Raw genomic sequence first — 12,413 nt, 5'->3', positions numbered from 1 at the left:
CATCAATAAGTCATTCTCTGCCTTTTGAGGTAGAAAAGCGGCATACCAAATGTATTTTTTTGATAACAGGAAAGTATTTATATTTATGTAACATAGGATGTGAGATCTGTTTTAAAAATGACGTTTTTTAACAAACTTACAAATTTGACTATTGCAGAAAGGAAAATAGCACTCTATTATCACACTACACGCCACCAATAATATTATTTGAGATTATCACAATGAGCGAAGCACTAAAGATTCTTAACAACATCCGTACTCTGCGTGCCCAGGCAAGAGAATGTACCCTGGATACTTTGGAAGAAATGCTGGAAAAACTGGAAGTCGTGGTTAATGAACGCCGCGAAGAAGATAGCCAGGTTCAGGCTGAAGTTGAAGAACGTGCGCGTAAATTGCAGCAATATCGCGACATGCTGATTGCAGACGGTATTGACCCTAACGAATTATTGCAGTCTTTAGGTTCAGTTAAGGTTGCAGGTAAAAGCAAGCGCGCTGCCCGCCCGGCAAAATATCAATACACTGACGAAAACGGCGAACTTAAAACCTGGACTGGCCAGGGTCGTACACCGGCAGTAATCAAGAAAGCAATCGAAGAGCAAGGTAAATCTTTAGACGATTTCCTGCTGTAATCGTTTATAAGTACTGAATACAAAAAAACCCCGATAATTATCGGGGGTTTTTCTTTGATAACGCATATTGCAAAGAGAAACAGATATGTCGCCGTTTTTTGGCTGCTCTCTGTTTTTGTAAACAGAGAGCAATCATTACATTCTGTTATTTTTCTTCTGCTTCAATCGTTTCCTGCAGCCACTGCGCAAATTCCTGGCCTAATCCATCATGGCGTAAACCATATTCCACAAATGCCTGCATATAGCCTAATTTATTACCACAGTCATGGCTCACACCTTTCAGGTGATACGCTTCTACTGTTTCTTTTTCCATCAACATCGCGATGGCATCGGTTAACTGAATTTCATTACCAGCGCCAGGCGGTGTTTTCTCCAGCAGAGACCAAATATCCGCAGAGAGGACATAACGGCCAACGACGGCTAAATTAGACGGGGCTTCGGAAGCTTTAGGTTTTTCAACCACACCAACCATCGGTGCGCTATCCCCTGCTTTTAATTCCACACCTTTGCAGTCAACCACGCCATAGCTACTTACATTTTCAACGGGCTCAACCATAATCTGGCTACGGCCTGTCGTAGAAAAGCGCTGCAGCATTTCGCTCAGGTTATCTTTCTTCAGATCGGATTCATATTCATCAATAATCACATCCGGCAGAATAACCGCAACAGGCTCATCCCCAACTAACGGGTGCGCGCACAATACGGCATGGCCAAGCCCTTTGGCTAACCCCTGACGTACTTGCATAATGGTGACGTGCTTAGGACAGATGGACTGAATCTCTTCCAACAGCTGACGTTTAACGCGTTTTTCTAGTATGGCTTCCAGTTCAAAACTGGTATCGAAATGGTTTTCGATAGAATTTTTAGAAGAGTGTGTAACGAGAATAATTTCATTAATCCCTGCTGCGATACACTCATTAACAACATATTGGATCAGCGGTTTATCTACCAACGGCAGCATTTCTTTAGGAATGGCTTTGGTGGCAGGCAGCATACGCGTCCCTAATCCAGCAACCGGTATGACCGCTTTTTTTACTTTTTTATTCACAATAGACATAAACAGCCTCTTATATACCGTTCAAATAATGAACTTTATTTATCTAATCAAGATAACCGCAAGAGTATAACGACTTTAACAAGAGCACGCTTGTCCCAACGTTACCGTTCAATAAAAATAAGATAACTCCCTACATAGTAGGAAATAAAAAATAATACCGAAAGATGGGTATTACCTGAAACCGGCACCATCTCGCGCTATCAGACTATTCTGTAGTCAACATCAGTCGTAAACGGCCGCCGCCGCCCCATATCTGGCATTGCCATGCTTCGCACTGATAATTCAACTGGTTGAGATAAGCACCTTCAAGCGTGCCTAAAGGGACGCCACTATTCAGCGCTATCTGCTGTTCGTTAACATTCAACGTCGCATTTAGCCCGGCGGAAATCAGTATCAGCTGTTTTAACTGCTGATGGTAATACCCCACAAGCAAAGGAAAACGACCGTCCAGACTCGCCTGCCGCAACAACTGGTTTACCTGCTTTAATAGCGTTGGCAGATACGGCAAACGGTGTTGTTGATCGGCCAAATGCTCCTGAAGCACCCCATTGAACAAGGTTCGAAGCAGTAACGCTGCCAGCGTCCCACTATTATTGACGCCCTGAGTGACATCAAGACAATAGAATGCCAGCTCAGTCTCCGAAAGCGCGGCAATATCCAACACTAGCCCCGGTTGTTCCGCTGCCGTCAACTGACGATAGTTAATACGGCACCGAGCAAGCGTTTGCTGAACGGGCGGCTGTAGTTGGGCAAGCAGTTTGGTGACGGCTTCAGGAGATTGATTCAGGGAATCCATGTCCTGCATGAGTTGATCCATCTCATTCAGCTGTGAGGTGAACATATCAGGATATAGGCAGGACATCACAGCTTCACGCAAACGTGCATAATCACGAATCGGTTTTAGCAACACATCCTGAACACCAAGCCGCAAGACTTTGGCAATGTCCGCCATCTGGCTGGTTGCAGAAATGATCAGTATTGGCGTGTCGTTGTCTTTCAAGCGCAGACGTTCAAGGAACTCGATTCCTCCCATCGTCGGCATACTCAGATCGCAAATCATTAAATCGGGTTGGTAATGTTCAAGAGTGCTTAGCGCATCTAATCCGTTAATCGCTTCCTGAACTGAAGCCCCAAGAGAAGTCAGATAACCAGCGAGCACAGATCTAAAAACGGCCTCGTCATCAATGACTAAAATATGCTTACCCGCTAGTGGTTGTTCCATCAGTACCCCTTACTTCAAACACCGAATAATCACACCTGCTTTAGCGCCAGTGTGCCGGATAGACGGCACACCCTGTCTTCTTCGCTACATGTACTTTAACTACATGCAGCGCGCTTCACTATGCCTCTTTGGCGAGCGGCAACAATTCATCACGCATCTTTTCCACCGCCTTATAACCCGCCTCAATCGCCTCCTGCGCCCGATGAAAATCTAAGGTAGCAATCTGGGGACAATGCGGTTGCAGCAGCACATCCGGCGGATCGCCCGCCATCCGCGTCATCTTCAACCGATTTTCCAGAATTTGGATCGACGTACTCATTATCTCCATCGCCGTTGGCGAACTTTCCGCTGGCTGACGGCGGCCCCGCAGTAAGCGTTCCCGAATTCTGCTACGCCAACCTTGCGGAACATTCTCCACATCAATGTCTGACGCTGTCGGTTTGATCGACAGCAAATCCTGATGATTAAGACTGGCGTCGTGCTGGAGATCAACTGCGATAACAATGTCGGCCCCCATTGCCCGCGCCAGAGACACGGGAACAGGGTTTACCACCGCGCCATCCACCAGCCAGTAATCGTTAAATCGAACGGGGGATAGCAGGCCTGGCATACTGCAAGACGCCCGCATAGCCTGATGCAAGTCGCCTTCCGTCAGCCAGAGTTCACGCCCTGTGCTGAGGTTTGTCGTCACTACGCCGTATTTGATATCACAGTCTTCAATCTGTGTTGTATGTAACAAATGCTTCACACTATTAAAAACACGATCGCCACGCAACAAACTACCGCGCTGCCAAGAGAGATCCATCAGTCGAATCACGTCCCAGTAGCCAAACGCCCTCACCCAGCGATCCATTGAGGATAAATTGTTTGTGGCATACGCCGCACCAACCAGCGCACCGATAGAACAACCGGCCACAACATCAACCTTTACCCCCATTTCTGTTAACGCATTAAATACACCAATATGCGCCCATCCTTTCGCTGCCCCAGATCCCAAGGCTATTCCAATTTTTTTCCGCTGCATGATCGATCCACCTGCCTTCATTTTAGCGCACATTGCTACACGTAGAGTTTCTTAGGTAACATATCGGCATCCTGCATAGTGATCTGTTTATTATCTATCAGTTTTTATCTTAAATTTTCTTCAGGAGACGTTGTGTCAGAATCTTGCCCCTGTTGCAGTGGGTTGCAGTATAACGCATGCTGTCAACCGTACCTCACGCATGCCGCAACAGCGGCTGAGCCAGCCATATTAATGCGATCGCGCTATACCGCCTATGTCAAACGCGATGTCGATTACCTTATCGCCACCTGGCATCCCGATCTTCAACCCGAGCAATGGCGCGGGTCCCTCGCTGAAAGCTGCCAGCATTCGCAGTGGCTCGGCCTTACTATACTAGCAACGTCTCCCGGAAAAACGCCCGATGAGGGCTATGTGGAATTCGCCGCACGTTATATATCGGAAACCGACAACCAGCGAACAGAAGTGATGCGAGAGCGCTCACGCTTCCTTCGCCAGCATAATCGCTGGTACTATATAGACGGCGTTCATTTGCAGACTGGCAGAAATGAACCTTGCCCGTGTGGTTCCGGCAAAAAATACAAAAAGTGTTGCGGACAATAGAACACAGGCAGCAGTCGCCCACGCAGCCTTACCGCTGCGTTACCATAAGATCGTTATTTTAGTTTTTGGACAGGATCCACACGCTCATGCAATCCCAAAATATACAAAGAAAAGTATTACGAACCATTTGCCCCGACGCAAAAGGGCTCATCGCGAAAATTACGAATATTTGTTATAAGCACGAACTGAACATCGTGCAAAACAATGAGTTTGTCGATCATCGCACGGGGCGCTTTTTCATGCGGACCGAGTTGGAAGGGATTTTCAACGACACTACGCTGTTAGCCGATCTAGATAGCGCGCTTCCCGAAGGGTCTTCTCGCGAATTAACCGCAGCTGGTCGTCGTCGCATTGTCGTTCTGGTGACAAAAGAAGCCCACTGTCTGGGCGATCTGTTGATGAAAAGCGCCTATGGTGGTTTGGACGTCGAAATCTCTGCCGTCATCGGCAACCACGATACCTTGCAGACGCTGGTCGAGCGGTTTGATATTCCTTTCCATCTGGTTAGCCATGAAGGGCTGACTCGCGAAGAGCACGATCAAAAAATGATCGCGCAGATCGATCAATACAAACCCGATTACGTCGTGCTGGCGAAATATATGCGCGTTCTGACACCAGCGTTTGTTCAGCACTACCCGAATCAGGTGATCAACATTCACCATTCGTTCTTACCCGCCTTTATCGGTGCTCGCCCGTACCACCAGGCTTATGAGCGCGGAGTAAAAATCATTGGCGCGACAGCACACTACGTCAACGATAATCTGGATGAAGGCCCAATCATCATGCAGGACGTCATTCACGTCGACCATACTTATTCAGGCGACGACATGATGCGTGCAGGCCGTGACGTTGAGAAAAATGTCCTGAGTCGTGCGTTGTACCGCGTGCTGGGACAGCGTGTTTTTGTCTACGGTAACCGCACCATTATTCTGTAATTGGTTGATCGGGCATCTTTTTGTATAAGGATGCGTCGAACGGAATAAAAAAACGGCAACCGCATTTATTTTTGATATATACCGCTTTACAGGGGCGCGTCATTTGATATGATGCGCCCCGCTTGAAGCGAAAGCTTATTGCAGCAAGGCCAGTGGTGGGGTTCCCGAGCGGCCAAAGGGAGCAGACTGTAAATCTGCCGTCACAGACTTCGAAGGTTCGAATCCTTCCCCCACCACCATTTCAAAGCAGTACTTCTGAATTAAACTCCAACGCTAAAGCATCAGATTCCCATCAGGGGAAGGTGAGAACCTTCGACCAAGGTTCGACAAAACCGGCACGGTTTTGAGCAACGCGCAGCGTTGACCCGCAGGGTGAGGTGCGAAGCACCGAATTATCCTTCCCCCACCACCATTTCAAAGTAATACTTCTGAATTAAATCCCAACGCTAAAGCATCAGATTCCCATCAGGGGAAGGTGATAACCTTCGACCAAGGTTCGACAAAACCGGTATGGTTTTGAGCAACACTCAATGCATTTTCCCCAACATATCCCGCCCATAATTTCAGCAGTTTTGCTTAGTCTCTCCCTTATCCAAAAACGCCCAATGAGTAAAAATAGACTTCACAATGAATAAGTTATATGCATTAATAGCATTATTGTCCAGAAAGGGAATTCTTGAGACTCGATACTATGAGTGAATATTACAGCCGTAATTTTATACCCATCAGACCTCAAACTGCTTGTGCGTTGGCTCCTCTTACCCAACTCGAATTATTTAAGGCATAGGGACTTTGTTTGTGAAATTACCCTATCAAAATTATCGCTAAGAAAAATCATGAGCTTTTTATATATTCTACTATCAAGCGCCATGCTTGCCCCTCTTTACATACTTATTAAAAAGTTGACATCCTCTAACTTCATTTATAGCAGACTTACTGCAATTATATTAGCCACGATTTTTATGCTTTTTCACCTTTATATATTCCATGCAGGGGAAATACCAATCTTAGGCATTTCCATAAAAGACAATGATTTCATCTTCAATAGTTCATTTATATTCGCCTTACTGTGCGCGATGACTTGCGCAGTCGCTCACAATAGAAATTAAATAATTTAGAGGGTTAATCAAGATGGCATTTTTTTATATATCCATATCAACACTCGCTTTCATTCCCGCCTATTTTTCTATAAAAAAACTTACCGAATCCGGCGATGTTTACTATAAATTTCTTGGTATTGTCATCTCTTGCACATTCATGTTTTTTCACTTTTATACCTATCATGATGGAAAAATACCATTTTTTGGCATACCCATTGAAAATAATGATGTCGCCCATTACAGCGCCTTCATATTGGGATTAATTAGCGGGTTTGTAGGTTGGGCAGCGTACCACGAGGACTAACAGCTCATAAATGACATCAAACACATTGAAAAGATTGATAAAAATGACATTAACTTACATCTTCTTATCATTACTCATGCTCACTCCAACTTACTTGATCATAAAAAAACTCACCTCATCCGAAGATATTTACCATAAGTTCTTTGGAGTTCTTGCTTCCTGTGTATTTATGTCTTTTCATTTTTACACCCATCATGCTGAAAGAATTCCTTTTCTTAATATATCTATCGTAGATAACGATGCAATGTATTACAGCGCCATCATATTTGGGTTTATCAGTGGATTTATAGGCTGGGCGGCTCATCACAAAAATTAAAAATAAGCCCCAGGAAGGCAGCAAGGCTGGACGAATTCGTCCAGCTAACACACATACAGCTTGAAGTATGGCGGAAATATGCAATTTACTAACTGTGCCACCCCACCGAAATAATCGACACAACATCTCATTCGGTGGGAAAATATAACCTTACGCCTTCCCTTTCCAGCGCCCAGGAACATAAGAAAATACAGGGAGCTGCCACGACCAGCGAATTGCTGCCAGACGCACGGCCAAACCAATCGTGAATGACGCCAGCAGGTTAATATCGTGATTAATATTAAGCGACTTTAGTCCCAGATATAAAAGTGCGACTAAAAGCGAGACGCTGGCGTACAGCTCTTTCTTCAGCACCATTGGCGTACGGTTGCAGAAAATATCACGCAATATTCCACCGAAAATTCCGGTTACGATACCCGCCATCACCACCACCGTCGTTGAGTAATTCAGTTGCAGTGCGACGTTGCAGCCAATAACCGTAAAAGCAATCAGCCCCATCGCATCCAGAACCAGAAAGAGTCGGTGCAGATGATGCATGAAGCGTGCAATGATAATTGTGAAAAGACCCGCACCAATGGTGAGGTAGATATAGCCGGGATGTTGCGTCCAGCCAATGGGATAATTACCGAGGAGAATATCGCGAACGGTGCCACCGCCAAGCGCGGTGATAAAGGCAATCATGCCTACGCCAAAAATATCCATATTACGACGTCCAGCGGCCAGCGCCCCGGACATCCCTTCAGCCGTAATCGCGATCAGATAGATGTAAGTCAGCACACAAGTTATCCTGTGAAATGTGCCACTCCCTCTGTCCGCTTTACCTGAGAGTTTACGCAGCAGTGCTGCTTGCCCCTTCGGTGGGTTGCATTGCAACCTCTCTCCAGTTGGCTTCAATGGAATTCGCAGTTAGGGTAGCCTGAGCGATTATGGGAGTTTGCGCCTTCGGCGGAGCGTCATAGTATTACTGATACTATACGCCCTCTCTCCTGCGAGGAGCGGAGTATAGCGGTCGACAAGCCTCGTGTTCAACTGAATATAAGTGAATCTTATTTTTAACGATTCTCATCTGCGCCAACCGTCTCTGAAGCCACAGCAATAAGCCCATCAACGCCGTTAGAAAGTGCCGCCTCACCGTGACGGCATCCCTCATTTTCTGCTACCATCTGGTCACATTTTTTAGCGAATGGCAGCGAACATGAAATTTGTATCTTTTAATATCAATGGCCTGCGGGCGCGCCCTCATCAGTTAGCCGCCATTATCGAACAACACCAGCCGGATGTGATCGGGTTGCAGGAAACCAAAGTCCACGATGACATGTTTCCGTTAGAGGATGTCAGCCAGTACGGCTACCACGTTTATTATCACGGACAAAAAGGTCACTACGGCGTCGCGTTGCTGTGTAAAACGCAGCCCATTGAGGTTCGTCGCGGTTTCCCAACGGATGAAGAAGACGCACAGCGCCGGATCATCATGGCGGATTTTGCCACTGAGCACGGCACGCTCACGGTCGTTAACGGGTATTTCCCGCAGGGAGAAAGCCGCGACCATCCGGTGAAATTCCCCGCCAAGACGCGCTTTTATCAGGACCTCCAAACCTATCTGGAACAGCACCACAGCGCGACACAACCGCTGATCGTGATGGGTGATGTCAATATTAGCCCTACCGATCTGGATATCGGCATCGGCGAAGAGAACCGTAAGCGCTGGTTGCGTACGGGTAAATGTTCTTTCCTGCCGGAAGAGCGTGAATGGATGGCGCGTTTGCAAGGCTGGGGGCTTATCGACACCTTCCGTGCCGCGAATCCCGACAGCAACGATCGTTTTTCGTGGTTTGACTACCGTTCTGCCGGGTTCGATGACAACCGAGGCCTGCGTATTGACCTGATTCTCGCCAGTACGTTCCTGGCCGAACGCTGCGTCGCTACCGGTATTGATTACGATATCCGAGGGATGGAAAAACCGTCTGACCATGCACCGATCTGGGCACAGTTTTCGTTGTAGAAATCGTACGTTGTAAAAGATCGTACGCAGTAGAAATAACATCACCGCTGTGCATTAAAGCCACAGCGGTGATTAAAATTAGCAGAAATATTAGTCGTAGTGCTTTTTAACGCAAGATTATTGCTTAACCAACTGCCATATCAGGTTATTCGTTCCCAGCGTTTGCTTGTCGCGCACGCATTGCAGAATCACCCCTTCAACCTTTACCACCGCGCCCTCAGAATAGTTCCGGTTTTCATACACGCAGCAGCGCAGGCAGTTGTTACTTTGCTCACGCACCGCGGTCCCAGCGCCCCACACTTCCGGTGGAACAGGAACAACAATATCCGTTCCGCCACGATTAGCCTGTGCCAGCGTAGGCAGTACCAGCATCACACTGGCGAAACACAAAGACACTAACGATTTCATTGCTCCTGCTCCTTCGCTTTTTTAGTCTGAGGCTTACGCCGTTTTGAAGCACCTGACGGCGGTGCAGAAAGCCCTTTAAACGCCCTCACCGCGCCGTTCTGTTTCGCTTGCTGAATCAGTTCCTGCAAGGAGTGGGTCAACGGTTGCATAAAATCCTGATAGCGACATTTCTTCTCGCTGATTTGCGTCAACGTAGCTTCCCAATGTGCTGTCATGTCAGGGTGCGCCGCGCTCGCAGGCAGTGAGTGAATCAACGCCCGCCCCGCTTCGCTCGCGTGAATATAGCGGGCTTTCTTAAACAGAAATGTCCGTTTAAACAATAGCTCGATAATACCCGCGCGCGTCGCCTCGGTTCCTAACCCATCGGTCGCCCGCAGGATTTTCTTTAGTTCTTTATCCTGCACAAAACGCGCGATGCCTGTCATCGCTGACAACAGCGTGGCATCGGTAAAAGGCCGCGGCGGCTGTGTTTGACGCTCGACTACCTCGCCGCGCTCACACAATAGCTCATCACCTTTTGCCACCACGGGCAGCGGCGTCCCTTCGTTTTCTTCGTCCCGCTCTTTGCCACCTAACAACGTGCGCCAACCGGCTTCGGCCAGGAATCGCGCTTTGGCAATAAATTTACCACCCGCAATATCCAGTTCAATGACACACTTGCGAAACACGGCGTCCGGGCAGAATTGCATGATGTACTGCCGCGCGACTAAACCATACACCTTGCGCTCATTCTCCGTCAGCGAGGCACTTGCGCTGCGGGCGGTGGGAATAATCGCGTGGTGAGCATCAACCTTACCATCGTCCCAGCAGCGATTACGTCGATCCACATCCATGACCGGTTGTGGCAACAGATCGGGCTGGTGTACGGATATCGCATTCAAGACGGCATGACGCCCGGCAAAATGCTCCTCTGGCAGATAGCGACAGTCAGAACGCGGGTACGTAATCAGCTTATGGGTTTCATAGAGCTTCTGGCACACGTCCAGTACCTGCTGCGCACTCAGCCCGAAACGCTTCGCGGCTTCGATCTGTAACGTCGACAGCGAATAAGGCAACGGCGCGATTTCTGATTCCCGTTTATCATTATAGCTGGTGACAATCGCGGGCTGGCCTTCGATACGCTTGACGACATGATCCGCCAACGATCGATGCAGCAATCGCCCTTCTTCATCCTGATAAGGTTCACAGGATTCGCTGGGCTGCCACATCGCGACAAAACGCTCATCGGCAGGCGTCACGATATGGGCTTTCACTTCAAAGTAATCTTTGGAAACGAAGTTTTCTATCTCTTCATCTCGGCGCACCACCAGTCCCAGCACCGGCGTTTGCACGCGGCCAACCGACAGCACGCCGTCATAGCCCGCATTGCGCCCTAATATCGTATAGGCGCGGGTCATGTTAATGCCATAGAGCCAATCTGCACGGGAACGCGCCAGCGCCGACACGCACAAAGGGATGAATTCTCGGTTCTCACGAAGACGAGAAACAGCACGTTCTACCGCCTGTGGATTGAGATCGTTAACCAGGCAACGACGTACCTGCTGGCGTTTTTCTTCCGGCAGCGAAAGATATTCCAGCACCTCATCCACCAGCAGTTGTCCTTCACGATCGGGGTCTCCCGCGTGAATCACTTCGGTGGCATCATTCAGGAGCTTTTTTATGGCGTTGAGCTGCTTACTAACCGAGGGTCGCGGCTGCAATAGCCATTTCTGGGGAATGATAGGGAGATCGGCAAGCGACCAACGAGCATAGCGCGCATCATAAACATCCGGTTGCGCCTGCTCCAGCAGGTGCCCCACGCACCACGTCACAACATCATTTTGACCGCAGGCAATAAAGCCATCGCCGCGTCGATGCGGTTTGGGTAACACGTCTGCAATCGCCCGCGCAAGGCTGGGCTTTTCGGCAATAAAAAGTCGCATTATTCACCATCAAGCAGACTGGGCATTTCCCGCGTAACTCGCGGGAAAGCACGCTGTAAAACAGGGTGGAAATCGATATTCTTCAAGAGATGACGATCAGAAGTAGTGAACAAACGCGTCGGGATCAAGCGGCGTGACCGTTGTCGAGGCTTTGAGCACGGGCGTCCCCAGATAGAGGAAACCGACGATTTCATCCTGTTCACGGCAGTTGAACGCTTCACGCACCAGCGTATTGTGCGTCCAGGCACCGCTACGCCAGACACCGTTAAAGCCCTGCGCCAATGCCGCCATCTGCATGGCCTGAACCGCACAGCCAGCGGAAACAATTTGTTCCCAAAGCGGGACTTTCGGGTTCTCTTCACAATGCGCAACAACGGTGATAATCAGCGGTGCGCGATAAGGTGCCTGACGCGCTTTATCGATACCGGCGTCGTCCAACCCTTCCTGCTGTGCTGCACGGGTCAGTAGCGAACTAAAACGATCCAAACCGTCATTTTCGATCATAAAAAAGCGCCACGGCTTCATTGCGCCATGATCCGGCGCACGCATACCGGCGTGGATAATGTTATTCAATGCGTCACCCGTCGGTGCTGGCGCGGTCAGGCGCGAGGCCGAACGACGATTCAATAGCAATTCAAGAGCATCCATCGCACATCTCCTGTCTGGCAATATAATTTCTGCGGTACAACCCATTTCTACGGTAGAAACGACTGAACGGCAACGTTGCGCGCCACGTTAGCACAAGTAGAAGTTTTGTTACAAGATAACCCCGCCAGCGCGCGCTCCCACGGTGATTTAATGCTGACTTTTTACTGTCCGCTCATTAGGATACTATCACTCCTTGTGCTTCATCACTTGCCAGAGGGCGAGTTGAAGGACGTAGGGCACACGCTG

Annotated in this window: 12 protein-coding genes, 1 tRNA gene, 1 other RNA gene and 1 riboswitch; of the genes, 6 read left to right on the top strand and 8 right to left on the bottom strand. The window is 48.6% G+C overall.

The annotated features are described in order from the left end of the window. The first annotated feature begins 221 nt into the window (after positions 1-221). Complete coding sequence (gene hns, locus BJJ97_RS15555) at positions 222-629, top strand: histone-like nucleoid-structuring protein H-NS (protein WP_010275331.1); 408 nt, start codon at positions 222-224, stop codon at positions 627-629. A gap of 145 nt (positions 630-774) precedes the next feature. Here hns and galU read toward each other — a convergent pair whose 3' ends face one another. The 3 genes from galU to rssA form a co-directional block, all read right to left on the bottom strand. Then, positions 775-1,686: a UTP--glucose-1-phosphate uridylyltransferase GalU gene (galU, locus tag BJJ97_RS15550; protein WP_095699417.1), complete on the bottom strand. Its 912-nt coding sequence runs from the start codon at positions 1,684-1,686 to the stop codon at positions 775-777. Between the two features lie 205 nt (positions 1,687-1,891). Then, a complete protein-coding gene (gene rssB, locus BJJ97_RS15545; RefSeq protein WP_095699416.1) occupies positions 1,892-2,908 on the bottom strand; it encodes a two-component system response regulator RssB in 1,017 nt (338 codons plus the stop codon). Between the two features lie 118 nt (positions 2,909-3,026). Then, positions 3,027-3,932, bottom strand: a complete 906-nt coding sequence (gene rssA, locus BJJ97_RS15540; protein ID WP_095699415.1) for a patatin-like phospholipase RssA — start codon at positions 3,930-3,932, stop codon at positions 3,027-3,029. A gap of 132 nt (positions 3,933-4,064) precedes the next feature. Here rssA and BJJ97_RS15535 point away from each other — a divergent pair, with 132 nt between their 5' ends. The 4 genes from BJJ97_RS15535 to BJJ97_RS15520 all read left to right on the top strand — a co-directional run bounded on the left by BJJ97_RS15535 (position 4,065) and on the right by BJJ97_RS15520 (position 5,879). After that, entirely contained in the window at positions 4,065-4,532 is a 468-nt protein-coding gene (locus BJJ97_RS15535; protein WP_095994513.1) for a YchJ family protein, read from the top strand. 86 nt (positions 4,533-4,618) lie between these two features. Next, positions 4,619-5,467: a formyltetrahydrofolate deformylase gene (gene purU / locus BJJ97_RS15530; protein WP_010295235.1), complete on the top strand. Its 849-nt coding sequence runs from the start codon at positions 4,619-4,621 to the stop codon at positions 5,465-5,467. A gap of 154 nt (positions 5,468-5,621) precedes the next feature. Next, a tRNA-Tyr gene (locus BJJ97_RS15525) sits at positions 5,622-5,706 on the top strand. Between the two features lie 43 nt (positions 5,707-5,749). After that, positions 5,750-5,879: non-coding RNA, RtT sRNA (locus BJJ97_RS15520), on the top strand. A 743-nt stretch (positions 5,880-6,622) separates the two neighbouring features. Here BJJ97_RS15520 and BJJ97_RS22100 read toward each other — a convergent pair. Then, positions 6,623-6,805 carry a hypothetical protein gene (locus tag BJJ97_RS22100; protein WP_157910784.1) on the bottom strand — a complete coding sequence of 61 codons (183 nt, stop codon included), beginning with the start codon at positions 6,803-6,805 and terminating at the stop codon, positions 6,623-6,625. A gap of 532 nt (positions 6,806-7,337) precedes the next feature. Then, positions 7,338-7,964 carry a trimeric intracellular cation channel family protein gene (locus tag BJJ97_RS15500; protein ID WP_039487083.1) on the bottom strand — a complete coding sequence of 209 codons (627 nt, stop codon included), beginning with the start codon at positions 7,962-7,964 and terminating at the stop codon, positions 7,338-7,340. Positions 7,965-7,985: 21 nt separating this feature from the next. After that, positions 7,986-8,081, bottom strand: a riboswitch (glycine riboswitch). A 301-nt stretch (positions 8,082-8,382) separates the two neighbouring features. Between BJJ97_RS15500 and xthA the strand changes: the two genes are divergently transcribed. Further along, the gene (xthA, locus tag BJJ97_RS15495; protein ID WP_095994510.1) at positions 8,383-9,189 is read left to right on the top strand and encodes an exodeoxyribonuclease III; all 807 of its coding nucleotides are present in this window, start codon (positions 8,383-8,385) and stop codon (positions 9,187-9,189) included. Positions 9,190-9,306: 117 nt separating this feature from the next. Here xthA and BJJ97_RS15490 read toward each other — a convergent pair whose 3' ends face one another. From BJJ97_RS15490 to BJJ97_RS15480, 3 genes are all read right to left on the bottom strand, one after another. Then, a complete protein-coding gene (locus tag BJJ97_RS15490) occupies positions 9,307-9,597 on the bottom strand; it encodes a YnjH family protein (RefSeq protein ID WP_095994509.1) in 291 nt (96 codons plus the stop codon). Next, complete coding sequence (locus BJJ97_RS15485; protein WP_095994508.1) at positions 9,594-11,519, bottom strand: DNA topoisomerase III; 1,926 nt, start codon at positions 11,517-11,519, stop codon at positions 9,594-9,596. Before BJJ97_RS15485 ends, BJJ97_RS15490 begins: the two co-directional genes overlap by 4 nt. Positions 11,520-11,615: 96 nt before the next feature. Further along, on the bottom strand, positions 11,616-12,167 hold the full coding sequence (locus BJJ97_RS15480) for an NAD(P)H nitroreductase (RefSeq protein ID WP_095994507.1): 552 nt from the start codon (positions 12,165-12,167) through the stop codon (positions 11,616-11,618). Between the last annotated feature and the right edge of the window lie 246 nt (positions 12,168-12,413).

It is taken from the genome of Pectobacterium polaris, assembly GCF_002307355.1.
GTDB classification, from domain to species: domain Bacteria; phylum Pseudomonadota; class Gammaproteobacteria; order Enterobacterales; family Enterobacteriaceae; genus Pectobacterium; species Pectobacterium polare.
The sequence above is the reverse complement of the archived record's forward strand: the minus strand, read 5'-3'. Positions and strand labels throughout refer to the sequence as shown.